Origin of the sequence: Helicobacter pylori, from assembly GCF_003637665.1 — a bacterium.
Classification (GTDB): Bacteria; Campylobacterota; Campylobacteria; order Campylobacterales; family Helicobacteraceae; genus Helicobacter; species Helicobacter pylori_CK.
The window spans coordinates 191882-208774 of the sequence record NZ_MVWR01000001.1; the positions used below are offsets into that span (position 1 = coordinate 191882).

19 protein-coding genes are annotated in these 16893 nt (G+C 39.6%); 12 read left to right on the top strand and 7 right to left on the bottom strand.

Features of this window, described 5'->3' with window-relative positions; genetic code table 11:
• Positions 1-5 precede the first annotated feature (5 nt).
• The 10 genes from obgE (at position 6) to EAL49_RS00975 (ending at position 8148) form a co-directional block, all read left to right on the top strand.
• Positions 6-1088 carry a GTPase ObgE gene (gene obgE, locus EAL49_RS00930; protein ID WP_120828264.1) on the top strand — a complete coding sequence of 361 codons (1083 nt, stop codon included), beginning with the start codon at positions 6-8 and terminating at the stop codon, positions 1086-1088.
• A gap of 36 nt (positions 1089-1124) precedes the next feature.
• Complete coding sequence (locus EAL49_RS00935; RefSeq protein ID WP_120828266.1) at positions 1125-2120, top strand: alginate lyase family protein; 996 nt, start codon at positions 1125-1127, stop codon at positions 2118-2120.
• A gap of 239 nt (positions 2121-2359) precedes the next feature.
• Positions 2360-2914, top strand: a complete 555-nt coding sequence (locus EAL49_RS00940) for a YceI family protein (RefSeq protein WP_000738960.1) — start codon at positions 2360-2362, stop codon at positions 2912-2914.
• A gap of 9 nt (positions 2915-2923) precedes the next feature.
• Entirely contained in the window at positions 2924-4216 is a 1293-nt protein-coding gene (hemL, locus tag EAL49_RS00945; protein ID WP_120828268.1) for a glutamate-1-semialdehyde 2,1-aminomutase, read from the top strand.
• A 4-nt stretch (positions 4217-4220) separates the two neighbouring features.
• Positions 4221-4484, top strand: coding sequence for an AtpZ/AtpI family protein (locus EAL49_RS00950; RefSeq protein ID WP_000743083.1), 264 nt, complete (start codon positions 4221-4223; stop codon positions 4482-4484).
• A gap of 15 nt (positions 4485-4499) precedes the next feature.
• A complete protein-coding gene (locus EAL49_RS00955) occupies positions 4500-4904 on the top strand; it encodes a hypothetical protein (protein WP_120828270.1) in 405 nt (134 codons plus the stop codon).
• Positions 4905-4987: 83 nt separating this feature from the next.
• Complete coding sequence (locus tag EAL49_RS00960) at positions 4988-5866, top strand: carbon-nitrogen hydrolase family protein (protein WP_120828272.1); 879 nt, start codon at positions 4988-4990, stop codon at positions 5864-5866.
• A gap of 12 nt (positions 5867-5878) precedes the next feature.
• The gene (locus EAL49_RS00965) at positions 5879-6760 is read left to right on the top strand and encodes a polysaccharide deacetylase family protein (RefSeq protein ID WP_108368646.1); all 882 of its coding nucleotides are present in this window, start codon (positions 5879-5881) and stop codon (positions 6758-6760) included.
• Between the two features lie 45 nt (positions 6761-6805).
• Positions 6806-7183, top strand: a complete 378-nt coding sequence (locus EAL49_RS00970) for a hypothetical protein (protein ID WP_120828274.1) — start codon at positions 6806-6808, stop codon at positions 7181-7183.
• Positions 7183-8148, top strand: coding sequence for a CobW family GTP-binding protein (locus tag EAL49_RS00975; protein WP_120828276.1), 966 nt, complete (start codon positions 7183-7185; stop codon positions 8146-8148). The genes EAL49_RS00970 and EAL49_RS00975 overlap by 1 nt, the downstream gene beginning before the upstream one ends.
• A gap of 5 nt (positions 8149-8153) precedes the next feature.
• On the opposite strand, the gene EAL49_RS00980 is transcribed toward EAL49_RS00975, so the two are convergent.
• From EAL49_RS00980 to EAL49_RS01010, 6 genes are all read right to left on the bottom strand, one after another.
• A complete protein-coding gene (locus tag EAL49_RS00980) occupies positions 8154-9299 on the bottom strand; it encodes a YbfB/YjiJ family MFS transporter (RefSeq protein ID WP_001263617.1) in 1146 nt (381 codons plus the stop codon).
• A 494-nt stretch (positions 9300-9793) separates the two neighbouring features.
• Entirely contained in the window at positions 9794-10549 is a 756-nt protein-coding gene (locus EAL49_RS00990; RefSeq protein WP_120828278.1) for a HugZ family heme oxygenase, read from the bottom strand.
• Positions 10550-10609: 60 nt separating this feature from the next.
• Positions 10610-12235 carry an arginine--tRNA ligase gene (argS, locus tag EAL49_RS00995; protein ID WP_120828280.1) on the bottom strand — a complete coding sequence of 542 codons (1626 nt, stop codon included), beginning with the start codon at positions 12233-12235 and terminating at the stop codon, positions 10610-10612.
• Between the two features lie 2 nt (positions 12236-12237).
• The gene (gene tatA / locus EAL49_RS01000) at positions 12238-12477 is read right to left on the bottom strand and encodes a twin-arginine translocase TatA/TatE family subunit (protein ID WP_000508576.1); all 240 of its coding nucleotides are present in this window, start codon (positions 12475-12477) and stop codon (positions 12238-12240) included.
• Between the two features lie 70 nt (positions 12478-12547).
• Positions 12548-13168, bottom strand: coding sequence for a guanylate kinase (gene gmk / locus EAL49_RS01005; RefSeq protein WP_000551231.1), 621 nt, complete (start codon positions 13166-13168; stop codon positions 12548-12550).
• Entirely contained in the window at positions 13161-14615 is a 1455-nt protein-coding gene (locus EAL49_RS01010; RefSeq protein ID WP_120828282.1) for a hypothetical protein, read from the bottom strand. The genes gmk and EAL49_RS01010 overlap by 8 nt, the downstream gene beginning before the upstream one ends.
• Positions 14616-14757: 142 nt before the next feature.
• Here EAL49_RS01010 and EAL49_RS01015 point away from each other — a divergent pair, with 142 nt between their 5' ends.
• On the top strand, positions 14758-15300 hold the full coding sequence (locus EAL49_RS01015) for a phospholipase D-like domain-containing protein (protein WP_120828284.1): 543 nt from the start codon (positions 14758-14760) through the stop codon (positions 15298-15300).
• Between the two features lie 7 nt (positions 15301-15307).
• On the opposite strand, the gene EAL49_RS01020 is transcribed toward EAL49_RS01015, so the two are convergent.
• Positions 15308-16045, bottom strand: coding sequence for an outer membrane protein (locus tag EAL49_RS01020; protein WP_014419594.1), 738 nt, complete (start codon positions 16043-16045; stop codon positions 15308-15310).
• A 131-nt stretch (positions 16046-16176) separates the two neighbouring features.
• Between EAL49_RS01020 and flgH the strand changes: the two genes are divergently transcribed.
• Positions 16177-16890, top strand: a complete 714-nt coding sequence (flgH, locus tag EAL49_RS01025) for a flagellar basal body L-ring protein FlgH (protein ID WP_039704282.1) — start codon at positions 16177-16179, stop codon at positions 16888-16890.
• Positions 16891-16893: the final 3 nt, after the last annotated feature.

Sequence of the window (16893 nt, forward strand, 5' to 3'; positions counted from 1 at the left end):
AAGCTGTGTTTGTAGATAGCGTGGAAATTATCATCGCTTCGGGTAAGGGGGGGCCTGGAATGGTGAGTTTTAGGCGAGAAAAGTTTGTCATCAAAGGAGGTCCTGATGGAGGCGATGGAGGCGATGGAGGCGATGTGTATTTTGAAGTGGATAACAATACCGACACTTTAGCGGATTTTAGAGGCACTAAATACCATAAGGCTAAAAACGGGGCTCCAGGAGGCACACGAAATTGCGCGGGCAAAAAGGGCGAAGACAAAATTATTGTTGTGCCGCCAGGAACGCAAGTTTTTGTAGATGATAAGTTGTGGCTTGATTTGGTAGAACCTAAAGAAAGGGTGTTAGCCTTAAAAGGAGGCAAGGGAGGGTTAGGGAATGCGCATTTTAAAAGCGCGACTAAACAGCAACCCACTTACGCGCAAAAAGGCTTAGAGGGGGTTGAAAAAAGCGTGCGTTTGGAATTAAAGCTTATCGCTGATATAGGGTTAGTGGGCTTCCCTAATGCGGGTAAATCCACGCTCATTTCCACCATCTCTAACGCTAAGCCTAAAATCGCTAATTATGAATTTACGACTCTAGTGCCTAATTTAGGGGTTGTGAGCGTAGATGAGAAAAGCGAATTTCTAATGGCGGATATTCCTGGCATTATTGAAGGGGCTAGTCAGGGAAAAGGCTTAGGGATTAGCTTTTTAAAGCATATTGAGCGCACCAAAGTTCTAGCCTTTGTTTTAGACGCTTCTAGGTTGGATTTGGGCATTAAAGAGCAATACCAACGCTTGAGGTTGGAGTTGGAAAAATTTTCATCCGCTTTGGCCAATAAGCCTTTTGGGGTGTTGCTCAATAAATGCGATGTTGTAGAAAACATTGATAAGATGACTAAGGATTTTTGCGCCTTTTTAAATTTAGAAGCGCAAAAATTAAACGCGTTTGATTTAGAGCCGTATTTGGGGTTTTTGCACCCCCATTTAACCAGCGATTTTGAAAATGACCCTAATGAAAAATCAGCACTCTTTGTCTTGCCCCTTTCAGCAATTGGCGCTCTTAATACGCATGCGCTTAAATTTGTGTTGTTAAAAGCGTTACCCTAAAACGCTATTTTTAAACCATTCAAATAAAGGCGTGGAATGAAAAGATTTGTTTTGTTTTTATCATTCATGTTTGTTTGCGTTTGCGTTCAAGCTTACGCTGAGCAAGATTACTTTTTTAGGGATTTTAAATCTAGAGATTTGCCCCAAAAACTCCATCTTGATAAAAAGCTCTCCCAAACAATACAGCCATGTGCGCAACTTAACGCATCAAAACACTACACTTCTACCGGGGTTAGAGAGCCTGATAAATGCACAAAGAGTTTTAAAAAATCCGCTCTCATGTCCTATGACTTAGCGCTAGGTTATTTGGTGAGTAAGAATAAGCAATACGGCTTAAAAGCTATAGAAATTTTAAACGCTTGGGCTAAAGAGCTTCAAAGCGTAGACACTTATCAGAGCGAGGATAATATCAATTTTTACATGCCTTATATGAACATGGCTTATTGGTTTGTCAAAAAGGCGTTTCCTAGCCCAGAATATGAAGATTTCATTAAGCGGATGCGCCAGTATTCTCAATCAGCTCTTAACACTAACCATGGGGCGTGGGGCATTCTCTTTGATGTGAGTTCTGCACTAGCATTAGACGATCATGCCCTTTTGCAAAACAGCACTAATCGGTGGCAGGAGTGGGTGTTTAAAGCCATAGATGAGAATGGGGTTATTGCTAGCGCGATCACTAGGAGCGATACGAGCGATTATCATGGCGGCCCTACAAAGGGCATTAAGGGGATAGCTTATACCAATTTTGCGCTTCTTGCGCTAACTGTATCAGGCGAATTACTTTTTGAGAACGGGTATGATTTGTGGGGTAGTGGAGCCGGCAAAAGGCTCTCTGTGGCGTATAACAAAGTTGCAACATGGATTTTAAACCCTGAAACTTTCCCTTATTTCCAGCCTAACCTTATCGGGGTGCATAACAACGCCTATTTCATTATTTTAGCCAAGCATTATTCTAGCCCTAGCGCAAATGAGCTTTTAAAGCAAGGCGATTTACATGAAGATGGTTTCAGGCTGAAACTCCGATCGCCATGAATTGTTTTGTATTCAAGATGATAGCGATAGCCATGCACTTTAACCTTTTTATGAATGGTTCAGAAAGTTTGTTTCAGTCAGCATTATTTACAAAAAGAGTTTAAAATAAATGCAATTGTATCTCTTGAGTCGTCTTTAGAGTGCAAATGATTATCAAAATGAATCGTTTTAGTTGTAAGCGTGCTTGTTTACACTAAAATAATAAGCGTTATTGATAAGACCACATTAAAGGATAATGAATGAAAAAAATGGTTTTGGTATCGGTTTTACTAGCAGGGTTTTTGCAAGCGGTGAATTTGGATTTATCTTCGGCTAAGCTAACATGGACAGCCTTTAAAACTAAGGCTAAAACACCAGTAAATGGGAGTTTTGAAAGCATCACTTATAAACTGGGTAAATCTCAAGATAGTTTAAAAACCCTTTTAGAGGGAGCGAGTGCAAGCATGGATAGCCTGAAAGTCAATTTAGGCGATGACACTAAAAACAAAAACGTTAAAGAAGCTTTTTTCGCTCTTTTTAAAAACACTAATATTAAAGTAACTTTTAGAAATGTGATAGAAGGCGATCATGAAGGTTCTCTTACGGCTTATGTGAGGATGAATGAAAAGCTGGTGAAAGTGCCTATGCAATACACGATTGCTGGTGATAAGCTCGTGGTTAAAGGGGTCTTGGATTTGTTGAATTTTGGCTTGAAAAACGAATTAGCGAGCTTGGCCAAACGATGCGAGAGTTTTCATGAGGGCTTGACTTGGTCGCAGGTGGAAATCCAATTTGAAAGCATGATTAAGGGATAATGTAAAATCATGGAGTTGTTGCACAGCATTAATGATTTTAATGAAGCTAAGCAGGTGATCGCTGGGGGGGTCAATTCGCCTGTGAGAGCGTTTAAGAGCGTTAAAGGCACTCCCCCCTTTATTTTAAAAGGTAAGGGGGCGTATCTTTATGATGTGGATAACAACCATTATATAGATTTTGTGCAAAGCTGGGGGCCTTTGATTTTTGGGCATGCTGATGAAGAAATTGAAGAAAATATTATTAATGCATTAAAAAAAGGCACTTCTTTTGGCGCTCCCACAGAGTTAGAAACCACTTTAGCTAAGGAAATCATTTCTTGTTATGAAGGCTTAGATAAGGTGCGTTTAGTGAGTAGCGGCACGGAAGCGACCATGAGCGCGATACGACTCGCTAGAGCTTATAGCCAAAAAGACGATTTGATCAAGTTTGAAGGGTGCTACCATGGGCATAGCGACTCCTTATTGGTGAAAGCGGGTAGCGGGTGCGCCACTTTTGGATCGCCTTCTTCTTTAGGCGTGCCGAACGATTTTAGCAAACACACTCTAGTGGCTCGTTATAACGACTTGAACTCCACAGAAGAATGCTTTAAAAAAGGCGATGTGGGTTGTGTCATCATTGAACCCATTGCTGGGAATATGGGGTTAGTGCCGGCTCAAAAAGAGTTTTTACTAGGCTTAAAGGCCTTGTGTGAAAAATACCAAGCGGTGCTGATTTTAGATGAAGTGATGAGCGGGTTTAGAGCGAGTTTGAGCGGTTCGCAAGAATTTTATGGCGTGGTGCCGGATTTGGTAACCTTTGGTAAGGTGATAGGCGCGGGGCTTCCTTTGGCGTGTTTTGGGGGGCGTGCGGAAATTATGGACTTGCTTTCGCCCATTGGAGGGGTGTATCAAGCAGGCACTTTAAGCGGTAACCCCCTAGCGGTGTGCGCGGGGTTGAGTGCGCTTTATAAAATCAAAAGAGACAAAACCCTTTATACCCGCTTAGACGCTTTAGCCGTTCGTTTGACTCAAGGTTTAAAAAAGAGCGCTCAAAGCTATAACATCGCTTTAGAGACGCTCAACAGAGGGAGCATGTTTGGCTTTTTCTTTAACGAAAATGCGGTGTGCGATTTTGATGACGCTTTAAAAAGCGATACAGAAATGTTTGCGAAATTCCACCAAAAAATGCTCTTTAAAGGCGTGTATTTGGCATGTTCAAGCTTTGAAACCGGCTTTATTTGTGAGCCTATGACTGAAGAGATGATTGATTTAGCGGTTGCAAAGGCTGATGAAAGTTTTGATGAAATCATAAAGGGCGTGTGAATTTTTGAAAAAGCCAAAGTATTATAAATTCATAGAGGGGGCGAATTATTTGAGCTTGGGGCTTTCTATGGTGGTAGCGATCCTTATGGGCGTGGCTATAGGCTATGGGCTTAAAAAACTCACTCACATTCCGTGGCTTTTTTGGCTTGGGGTTATTTGGGGCGTGTTAGCGAGCTTTCTCAATGTCTATAAAGCTTATAAAAACATGCAAAAAGATTATGAAGAACTAGCCAAAGACCCTAAATACACACAAAACAAAACAAAATAAATACCATAAAAGCCCATGTGTCAAGTCCAATGCTTGCTTATTTTACTTTTTATCAATATAGTTAGCGCGATTATCGTTTATTTTTTCCAAGCATTTCAAGGGGTTTTGAATTTTGAAGGGGGGTTTTTGGGGTTTTTTATCGTGGCGTTGTCTTCGTATTACGGCGTTAAAAAGCGTTTGGATTTAAGGAAACAAAATTCAGGAGAAAAAGAAGAAAAGCAAAAATTCCAAAAATTCGCCCTGGGCTTGGAAATGTCTTTCAATGTGTGGCGTTTAGGGGGGTATGGGGTTTTACTAGGCATTTTAGGAGCGCTTTTATTCTTGCATCTTTTTAACGGATTGTCGTTTCTTATCGGCGTGTTTGTGAGCTCGCTCTCTAGCGCGTTATTACGATTTTTAAATAATAATGGTAAGTTTTGACACAAACTCCTGTGGATTTTAACCCCTTTAATTTTCTTTTAATTTCTGATCCTATACAATAAAAATAAAAATGGGAGTGGATCTTGAAAACAACAAATCCTGCTAAAAGAATCCTAAAAACCGCCGTGATTCAAATGCAATCCAAACCCTACGCCTTAAATGAAAACCTGCAATTAGCGATCAGTCTAGCTAAAGAAGCCCACGACAAAGGTGCGAATCTCATTGTTTTACCGGAATTGTTTGACAGCGGTTATTGCGTGAATGATAAAGACGCGGAGTTTGGGATAGATTTTAAAGCGATAGAGCATGGCAAGCTGAAAAACGAGTCGTTGAGCGCGTTAAGCGATTTTGCAAAGTCTAATAAAGTGCATTTAGTGGCGTGTAGCATTGAAAAAACGAATAAAAAACTCTACGACAGCGCTTATATCATTCCGCCAAAAGGCGGAATCATTGGAAAACACCGCAAGGTTTATTTGTGGGGCGATGAAAAATCGCGCTTCAAAAGGGGTAAAAAATACGAGGTTTTTACACTGGATTTTGGGGATTTTAGCGCGAAAGTGGGTTTGCAAATTTGCTATGAAATCGGCTTTTGCGTGGGCGCGAATCTTTTAGCGTTACAAGGGGCTGAGATTTTAATCTATCCTAGCGCGTTTGGCAAAGCTAGGGCTTATAATTGGGATTTATTGAGCAAAGCCAGAGCGTTAGAAAATGGCTGTTTTGTGTGCGCGTGCAATCATAGTGGGGAAGAAACTAACGCTAAATTAAAACAAACGCTAGAGTTTGCCGGCGATTCAAGAATCATCGCGCCCAATGGGAAAATCATTGCACAAGCCACCAAGCTTAATGAAGTCATTATCGCTGAAATGGATTTAAACGAAGTGGCACTGCAACGCCAAAAAATCCCTTATTTACAAGATTTTGACACCAAACTCACCAAAAAGGGGTTTGGAAAACTCACTTAAAAAGGAGCGATTATGGCAAAAGAAATTTTAGTGGCTTATGGCGTGGATATTGATGCGGTGGCTGGTTGGCTAGGGAGCTATGGTGGGGAGGATTCGCCTGATGATATTTCGCGCGGGCTTTTTGCGGGTGAAGTGGGGATCCCACGGCTTTTGAAATTGTTTAAAAAATACCATCTCCCTGCGACTTGGTTTGCGCCTGGGCATTCTATTGAAACTTTCCCTGAACAAATGAAAATGATCGTGGATGCAGGGCATGAAGTGGGCGCGCATGGGTATTCGCATGAAAACCCTATCGCTATGACGGCCAAGCAAGAAGAAGATGTTTTGTTAAAAAGCGTTGAGTTGATTAAAGATCTCACCGGCAAAGCCCCCACAGGCTATGTGGCGCCGTGGTGGGAGTTTTCTAATATCACTAATGAATTGCTTTTAAAACACGGCTTCAAATACGACCACTCGCTCATGCACAATGATTTCACGCCCTATTATGTGCGCGTGGGGGATAGTTGGAGCAAGATTGATTATAGTTTGGAAGCTAAGGATTGGATGAAGCCTTTAATCCGTGGGGTGGAAACAAATTTGGTGGAAATCCCTGCGAACTGGTATTTGGACGATTTACCGCCGATGATGTTTATCAAAAAATCCCCCAATAGCTTTGGTTTTGTAAGCCCGCACGATATAGGACAAATGTGGATCGATCAATTTGATTGGGTTTATCGTGAGATGGATTATGCGGTGTTTAGCATGACAATCCACCCTGATGTGAGTGCCCGTCCGCAAGTGTTGCTCATGCATGAAAAAATCATTGAGCATATCAACAAGCACGAAGGCGTGCGTTGGGTAACATTCAATGAAATCGCTGATGATTTCTTAAAACGAAACCCTAGAAAAAAATAGCGATAACGCCAAAAGATTTTTGGCGTTTGATTAAAAGGTTGGAAGATGTGCGTTTTATGCGGGGAACTTATCAGTTCTTTTCATTGGAGTGATGAAAATTATGGGAGCGATAGTTATGGGATTGATGAAAATTTGAGAGAGCCAAATGCGTTTATTAGCGCGAATGAAAACGCTAGAGAACGCAAAAGAGCGCGGCTCAAACGAGTGGGATTGCTCAACCAAATTCTGGCGTTTTATGGGCTAAAAATTAATGATTGGCAAGGTGCGAAATTTGTGCTGTGCGATAAAAAAGGGCAGAGCGTGATCGTGAATGATTTAGGCGATTTGTGGGGTAAGGCGCAAAAATTAGCCAAAAAAGAGATGGACGCACTAGATTCTAATTTATTAGCGTTTTTAAACCAACAGACACACGCCACTCACTGATGCCCAAAATCCCTATCACGCTCATCACCGGTTTTTTAGGCAGCGGTAAAACGAGTTTTTTAAGCGAATATTTAAACCAAATAGATCACCAAGGCGTCGCTCTTATCATCAATGAAATCGGTCAAGCCGCCTTGGATCAACGCATCTTAAGCGTTCAATATTGCGGTGAAAAAATGCTCTATCTTAACGCAGGGTGCGTGTGTTGCAACAAACGCTTAGATTTAGTGGAGTCTCTAAAAGCCACGCTCAACAACTATGAATGGCGTGGCGAAATTCTAAAGCGCATCGTCATTGAAACCACCGGTTTAGCCAACCCGGCACCGATTTTATGGACGATTTTGAGCGATGTTTTTTTAGGGGCGCATTTTGAGATTCAAAGCGTGGTGGCTTGCGTGGATGTTTTGAATGCTAAAACGCATTTAACCAACAATGAAGCTAAAGAGCAAATCGTTTTTGCTGATAGCGTTTTATTGACCAAAACGGATTTACAAAACGACAGCAGGGCTTTAATCAAATTAAAAGAGCGGATACAAGCCCTTAACCCTAGTGCAGAAATTTTTGACAAGAGGGTGATAGACTATGAGAGTCTCTTTTCACGCAAAAATAGAGCGCGAAATTTTATGCCAAGAATGCCAAAAGATTCACACTCGCAAGGCTTTGAGACTTTAAGCATCAGGTTTGAAGGCACGATGGAGTGGAGCGCGTTTGGGATTTGGCTGAGTTTGTTATTGCATCAATACGGCACACAGATTTTACGCATCAAGGGGATTATTGACATTGGAAGCGATCTTTTGGTGAGTATTAACGGCGTGATGCATGTCATTTACCCGCCTAAGCATATTTTAAAGGATCAAAACGGCTCTAATCTCGTTTTTATCATGCGTCATTTAGAGCGTGAAAAAATCTTAAATTCCTTAAAGGGTTTTAAGGATTTTCTCGGCATCAAGGGTTTTGAAACCCCATAATTTTTCTATTTATTGGTAGCTGTTTGCATTTTAATGGGGAAAAGAACGATGAAGCTTAAAACCAAACACACCCCACAAATAACAAAAATCAAAACATAGCCCAAATCCCCTAAAAAGATCGTAAAAAGATACGAGAAAAGCGCTTGGAAAATGCCAAAAGAAAACACCACCCACGAAGACGCTTGAGCGAAATGCTTGGCGCCTGCAATTTTTAAAGCCATCATGCTGAATAAATTGATATTGGCGGTTGTGGCCGCTCCCATTATAAAGATGCTCAAATTGAGTAAAGAGATTTGGTGGAAAAAAATGGGTAAAAAGCATGCGATAGATTTTAAAATAAGGATAAAGATATTGGCATTTTTAGCCCCTAGCTTTTGAGCCATGGGACCGCTGATTAAAGAGCCAAGCGTGGCTCCAAAGCCAAAAAACGCCCATGAAGTTCCAGCGATAGTGGGGGAGATATTTAAATGACGGATCAAATAATCCACCCAAAAAAGCGTGTGTGGTAAAAAACCAATCGCATTGAGCGCACAAGAAATGAGCAATAACCACAAATGAAAGGGGATTTTAAACGCGCTTTCTTCTTTTTTAACGGATTTTTTCCTTAAAGAACGGGTTTTTAACCCCACCAAGGAAAGGATAAAGGCTATCAAACAACTGCCCCCTAAAAAAATCCATGCCCATTTGATATTATAAGAGCTGATCCAAGGCAGAACAAACCCGCTAAAGACAGATCCAATGCCTACAGCGCTAAAAATAAGCCCTCCCACTAAGGCTTTTTTATGTTCTTTGACATAAGGCAAAGAGAGAGGAGCGACTAAAATCATTAACGCGCTGCTAGCCACACCGGCGATAAAACGCCAGATCCAAAGCCAAAAGAAAGGGATACTATCAAAATAACAGACTAAAAAACTCAAAGCGATCAAGCCAAAACTGATTTTAGCGATGCTTTCTAATGACATTAACGGGCTTAAAAATTGGATTAAAAAACTCCCAAAAACATAGCCCATTAGCACCGCAATACCCAGTTGGAAGCTTTGGTGTGGGGTTAAACTCCCTGATAAAATGAGTAGGGGGATTAAAACCACATAGCCAAAACGAGCTAAGCCGTTAGACACAAAAACCCCTAAAAAGCAAACAAACACGCGCATTTTGATCCTTAACACATGACAAGTTATAAAAAGATCTTATATTATATTGAAACTTGTTAATTGATAGTGCATAATAAAAGCGAGATGAGAATAAATTTTTAAGGAGCGTCCTTTTTATCAATACCCGTATCATTAAAGAGGCCCCACGATTGAGAAAAAAGAGTTGGTTATTAGCGTTATAGAGCTTGTTTCAAAAGCGCTTCATAAAAACAAGGCTTCTACTAGAATAAGGCTTCTTTGCGGTATCTTGCTGAAACAGAGATTAATAACTATGGGCTAGGCTTAAAAAGAGCACCACTGGATAGCATGAAAGCGTTTTTTTGTCATTTTGGAAAAATTTTGTCATTTTTTTGTTTTTGATGCTTTTTGTGTGGTGTTAGCCCATAAAAAGGCTTTTAGCATTTTTTAAGATTAAATAGTAAAGAACTTGATTTTGCCATAACCTCTTTAAAAAGCGGTCTTTTGGGGCGTTTGCCCCTTATGGGTGAGAAAATTTATTTCTTGTGAGCGAAATTGTGTGGGTTGCCTTTATCCCCAACATAAGAGATTTTATCGCCTAAAATATCATAAGCTTGACCAAAGCCTTTCACAAAACGCCCTTCTTTGAAATCCAATGCGATCAAATGGAAATCTTGCATGGCACGAATGGTTTTAATGCCCCCAGCACCACCGGTTTTTTCAATGAAAGAATCAAACGCTTTGTCAAACTCCGCCCCTCTTTCAATAAAACGAGCGTTGGTTTTATAACGCAAGCGTTTCCTCAAAATAGCTGATTTAGCCTTGCTCTCGTCTTCTAAAAACATCACTTCCACATTGTGGGGGTTGTTTTTAAGGCCGGCAAAATGCTCAGCCACTTCGCTCACATAAATGTAGTATTGTTTGCCATCTGTCATTAAAGGTGCATAAGAGCATACCACATGCCCACTAGGGTGTAAGGTCGCCAAACAAACAGAATCAAAGCTTTCTTTAAAAGCCTTAACTTCTTCTTCCACGCCTTTTAAATCATGGGTTTTTTCCACGCTTTGACACAATTCAATGATAGCGTTTTTGTAGTCTTTGGGGTCTTTAACTTCGTGGTTAAATTCAATCCTTAAGGTTTGATTGTGGTTATAACCAATCACAATGCCTTGAGAATCCACGCTTTTAAAGGCGACATTTTCAGCATGATGGACTTGCCCAAATTTTTTCAACAAGCCTTTCATGTCTTCAACATGGTGAGCGTTCATGTGTTCTATAATACGATTAAGCATAATATTCTCCTTAGTTTCAAAAAATAAGGGGAATGTTATAACAAAAAATTAAATATTAGCTTAATCTTTAGCGGAAATTTTGGTTTTGATTTCTATGCCTAAAAGTTTGAAAGCGTTAGTCAAACTCAAACTCACCATTAAACAAATTTTTAAAAGCTCCTTAGCTTTAGGGGTGTCTAAGATTTTGCCAGCGTTATAGAAGCGGTGGAATTCTGAGGCGAGAGTTTTTGCGTATTCGCACATTTTTTGCAAGCCGTATTCTTCAAAAGAGGATTCAATTGCTTTAGGCAAGCTTAAAGCGCTAAAAAGCAGGTATTTTTCTTCAGCGTTTAAATTTTTTAAAGGGGTTTGCAAAACCTCTTCTTTAGAAAAAGGGGATTTTTCTAGCATGGTGTGGATGCGCGAATTAGCGTAATGGATATAGTAAATGGGGTTTGAGCTGTCTTGCTTTTTTAAAGTATTGACATCAAATTCTAAATGGGTGTCAAGCCGTTTGCTTAAAAAAATAAACCTCAAAGCGTCTTTACCCACATCATCAATCACATCTTTAATCAAAATAAAATTACCCGCTCTTTTGCTCATTTTGTAAGGCTCGTTATCTTTGAGCAAGCGCACCATTTGAGCGAGTAAGACTTCAAGTTTGTTGGAATCATGGCCCAAAAACTCAAGGCTAGCTTTCACTCTAGCGATATAGCCGTGGTGGTCTGCCCCCCAAATGTTGATATATTTGGTGTAATTTTGCTTAAATTTTTCATCATGATAGACAATATCGCCGGTTAGATAAGTGTAGCTTTTATCTTCTTTAATGAGTACCCGATCGCTTTCATCCTGGTAGAGTGAAGATTTGAGCCAAATTTTAGAATCCTTTTCATAAAGGGCGTTCGCTTTTTCTAATCGTTCAAACACCGCATCTTTATGTTTAAAAATTTCTTTTTCGCTCGCATAGGAATCAAAATGAATGCCTAAAGCGTCTAAATTATCCTTAATTTCTAAAAGCATTAAATCTTTAGCATAGCCGCTTAAAACTTCAATAATAGTTTCTTTATTTTCTTTAAAAAGGCTTGGCTCTAAATCGTTACTCGCCTTTTTAGCGATCTCAATGATGTATTCGCCTTTGTAAAAGACTTCTGGGTAAGTTACGCTTTCTTTTAAAACATGTTCTTTGTAAGCGAGCCATACAGAAAGCCCTAACAAGCGGATTTGAGAACCCATGTCATTGACATAATATTCGCACAAAACTTCATGCCCTAAAAAGCGAGCGATTTTAGCCAAACTATCGCCAAACACCGCTCCTCTAGCATGCCCTATGTGTAAAGGCCCTGTGGGGTTAGCGCTCACAAATTCTAAAAAGATTTTTTGAGAACGCTCGCTTTTAACTTGAGAGCCAAATTGTTCTTTTAATTTTAAAGCCTTCTGGGTGAAACGCTCCAAAAAATCTAAAGAAAGCGTGAAATTGATATAGCCCTTGCAAGCCACTACGCTGTCAAAAAACCCTTGAGTTTTTTCGTGTGTGCTGATTTTAAGGGCTAACTCTTCAGCGATAACTAGGGGCGATTTTTTAAAAACTTTGGCGAGATTGAAAGCAATGGGCGTAGCGTAATGCCCATGTTCTCTGTCTTTAGGGTATTCAATAATGACTTCTTCTTTTAAAATCTCTTCTAAAACGCCCTTGATGAGAGTGTGCATGTTTAACTTTCTTGTTTGCTTTTAATCTCGCTACTCTCATGCACTTTGGTTTGTGCTGCTTGAGCGTCTAGGGTTTTTGGCTCGTTTTTAGCCTCTTCTTCATCGTCTTTCACGGCTTTTTTGAAATTCTTAATCCCACTGCCTAAACCTTTAGCCAACTCTGGGATCTTTTTAGCCCCAAACAACAACACAATCACTAATAAAACAATGACCCAATGCCATATGCTTGTGAATCCGCCCATATTTTACTCCTTAAACTATTGGTTGGTTTTTTCTTGAATTATAGCTTTTTTAAAAAATAATTGATAGGTTTTATAAGGATTCGTTTTTCCAAGCCTTGCATATTTTTTCAAAATTAAACGCTTTTAAGCGATAGACTAAAGTTTTTGCGATGCTTAAGATGATTTCTTTGGATTTTTCTAAATCTTCATTGATGATGAGGTAATCAAAGCTCTCCAAGCACTGCATTTCTTTATAAGCGTTGATCAAGCGCTTTTCTATCGTCTCTTTAGAATCCGTCCCCCTTAAAAGCAAGCGCTCTTTTAAAATCTCTTGGTTTTTGGTGCTAATAAACACAGAGCATGCGTTAGGGTAATGCTTTTTAAGGATCTCATGCCCTTGCACATCAATATCAAAAATGACGATTTTGCCCTCTTTTAAGGCTTTTTCTACAGGGATTTTAGAAGTGCCATAGTAGTGGTTATGCACGATCGCCCATTCTAAAAACTGCCCTTTTTCTATGCCTTGTTTGAATTCTTCTTCGCTGACAAAATTATAATGCAAGCCATCAACTTCGCCCTCTCTAGGCTTCCTCGTGGTGGTGGAAAGGGAAAAATGGGTTTTGGGGATTTTTTCTTGCAAATACTTTGTAAGGGTGCTTTTACCCGCTCCGCTAGGGCCTGAAAGGATGAGTAAATTAAAATCATTATGCATTAGGTTTTTTATCCTCTAAAGTGATTTTAATGCTTAAGGTCTTGTTTTCTAAAAGGCTTTTTAAGGACTCTTGATTCAGGCTCTTTAATAAATCCTGCAAATTCAAGTGCAATTCTAGGGGGCTGGAAGTTTTATCGCTTTCTTCTTTTTCTTGTGGGGTTTTTATATCGCTCTCTTTAGGGGTTTCTGTGGCGTTCTCACTATTAGGGGTTTTTGCAACGGCTTCATTTAAAAAGGGCAATTCTTCCCCCATCGCTTTAGCCATCACCGGCTCAGGAATGTCTTCAATGCTTTCGTAATGGTCTTCTTGGGGTTTTTCATCTTGGGTTTGTGGCGTTTCTTTTTCTTGCGGTGTTTCTGCGATTTCTTGTTTTTCTAACTCGTGCGCTTGGGTTTCTTGGAGAGCTTCTGCGCTTTCTTGCGTTTTTTCTTTAGGAATTTCTAATTCTTGCGCTTGGGTTTTTTCGGTAACAACTTCTTGGATTTCTTTATCTTGTGGAATTTCTGCGCTTTCTTGCGTTTTTTCTTTATTCTCTTGGCCGTTAGAGTTTTCTTGGATTTCTTTGACTAATTCTTGCATGGCCTCTAATTCTTGCGCGCTTGGGGAATCTTGTGTTTCTTCTTGTTTTTCCTCTTTAATTTCTTGCGTTTCTTCTTTGATTGGCTCTTGTTCTTTGACTTGCTCTTCTTGCGTTTCTTCTTTAACTTCTTCTTGCGCTTCTTCTTTGATCTCTTCCTTAACTTCTTCTTGCGTTTCTTCTTTAGGAATTTCTAATTTTTCTTGCGTTTCCAACTCTTTAGAAACTTCTTCATCTTTAGGGGTTTCACTCTCTTGCGTTTCATCATCTTTAGGCTTTTCTTCTTGCGGCGTTTCTTTAATCTCTTCTTTTTCTTCTTTTTTAACCTCTTCTTTTTCTTCTTCTTTAATCTCTTCTTTTTCTTCTTGCGCATCTAAAGTGGGGAGTAGTTGCTCTTCATTATTAGGCTCTTCTTTGGCTAGGGCTTCTAAATCGCCTAAATTTTCTAATTCGTCCCAATTGGTTTCTAAAACTTCTTGAGTTGGGTCTAAATTCTGGCTAGGTTCTAGCTCGCTTATGTTAGAACCAAGCTTTTTTTGAAGGATTTTTAAAACCTCAGTGGGTAAAAAAGGTTTTTTGATTTTCATCTCAAAGCCCTCTAAAAAGGGCTGCGCTTCATTGCCCTTTTTATACATACACACGCTGTTTTTATTTTGAGAGATGATTTCTTTTAATTCTAGCCAATCCACTTGATCTAGTTTTTCCAAACATTCATCATCGGCTATCAAAAGCCATTCTGGATCTTTTTTAAGGCGTGCGGACAGCTCTTGATAGTGGTTAAAATTTTCTATAGATAATTCCAATTTCTTAGAGACACTCTCAAGCAGTTTTGCGATCATGGGGTTTTGGTTGAATAGAATCATTTTCATTTTAGGGACTCCTTATTTGATAAGAAACGCTTCTTTAAGCCTATCCATTTTTATCGCTTTTTTTAAATCTTTTATTATAATCAAAAATCCACTTGGTTGGTTGTTTTTATCATAGAGTGTAATTTAAAATAAGGATCATTTGATGTTAAACAAGTTTAAAAAAATCGTTGGCGTGGGTGTGTTAGTGGGCTGTTTAGGGGTTTTGCAAGCTAAAAACAGCTTATTTGTCTTACCTTATGAGCAAAAAGAGGCTCTCAATTCTTTAGTTTCTGGCATTAGTAACGCCAGAGAGAGTGTGAAAATCGCTATCTATAGTTTCACGCACAGAGATATTGCAAGAGCCATTAAAAGCGTAGCGAGTAGGGGGATTAAGGTGCAAATCATTTATGATTATGAAAGCAATCACAATAACAAGCAATCCACTATTGGCTATTTAGACAAATACCCTAACACGAAAGTGTGCTTATTGAAAGGGCTTAAGGCTAAAAACGGGAATTATTACGGCATCATGCACCAAAAAGTGGCGATCATTGATGATAAGATCGTGTTTTTAGGCTCAGCGAATTGGAGCAAAAACGCTTTTGAAAACAATTACGAAGTGCTTTTAAAAACCGATGACACAGAGACAATTCTTAAAGCCAAGAGCTATTACCAAAAGATGTTAGGGAGTTGCGTTGGGTTTTAAAAGCCCTTTAGAAGTGGTAATTATACCCCACATAAAAGGCAAAGACCCTACGCATTTGAACCTTGAGTGCATCAGTAGTGTAGTATTTGTTATTAATGGTGGGGAATTTAAAGCCGATTTCAAATTCATGTTCATCTACAAATAAAGCCTTGAGGCCAAAGTTAAAGAGGAATTGAAAAGAGGTGTTATCAACCGCACTACTGTTAGTGATGCCTAACAATTCCTGCCCTTTACTGCCAATATACCAGCTATTCCCCGCAATCGCAATCCCCCCAAAAACGCCAATATCCACGCCAATATCATCTTGATAGAAACTCCCTTGGAAGAAATTCCACACCGCATCCACGCCCACGCCATAAGTGATCATGTTATTGCCGCCATAATAACCTTTAGGGTATCTCATGCCATAGCCTTGCCAATCTAAAAAAGCAAAATAGCGCAAGCCCAAGATTTTATCCGGATGGAAAAAGTGGTTATAACCCATGACTAATCCAATCCCATTAGATCCCATGTTGGTGAGCTTTTTAACGCTATTAACGCTAGTTATGATATTGGTGTAACCGGTTTGATAGTTAGTAACTTCTCTAACTTCATGGATATTAGTCATTAAATTGATAGAACCTGTTTGGTAATTGAATCCCATATACAAATTTTTTGTCCAAGAAGGCGCTGCGCTTTCTTCTTTAGCTACTAAGGCGTGTGTCAGTAAGCTTGCGCCAACTAACATTTTTAACAAGGTTCTCAATTTTATCTCCTGCATAGTAAGTTTCATTATAAAGATCTAAATTTTACAACAACTTGCTCAAAATTAAGCATTTATTCTTTATAAGAGAGTATAATCTAGGGCTTAAAATAACTCAAAAGTAAGGCTAGTGGATGAAAAAAGCGCTTTATTTAGGGGCTGTTGCGTTTAGCGTTGCATTCAGCATGGCATCAGCCAATGAGCCAAAAATTGATTTTAACCCTCCCAATTATGTAGAAGAAACCCCCTCTAAAGAATTTATCCCTGAATTGAACAAGTTGGGGAGTTTGTTTGGGCAGGGTGAGCGCCCTTTATTTGCGGACAGGAGGGCGATGAAGCCTAACGATTTGATCACAATCATTGTTTCTGAAAAAGCGAGCGCGAATTATTCTAGCTCTAAAGATTATAAAAGCGCTTCAGGGGGTAATTCCACGCCCCCAAGACTCACTTATAACGGGCTAGATGAAAAAAAGAAACAAGAAGCACAGTATTTAGACGATAAGAATAATTACAATTTCACCAAATCCAGCAATAACACGAATTTTAAAGGCGGTGGCTCGCAAAAAAAGAGCGAAGATTTAGAGATCGTGTTGAGCGCTCGCATCATTAAGGTGCTAGAAAACGGGAATTATTTCATCTATGGGAATAAGGAAGTGCTAGTGGATGGGGAAAAGCAAATCCTTAAGGTGAGTGGGGTGATCCGCCCTTATGATATTGAAAGGAATAACACCATCCAATCCAAGTTTTTAGCCGACGCTAAGATTGAATACACGAATTTAGGGCATTTGAGCGATTCCAATAAGAAGAAATTCGCTGCTGATGCGATGGAAACCCAAATGCCTTATTAATAA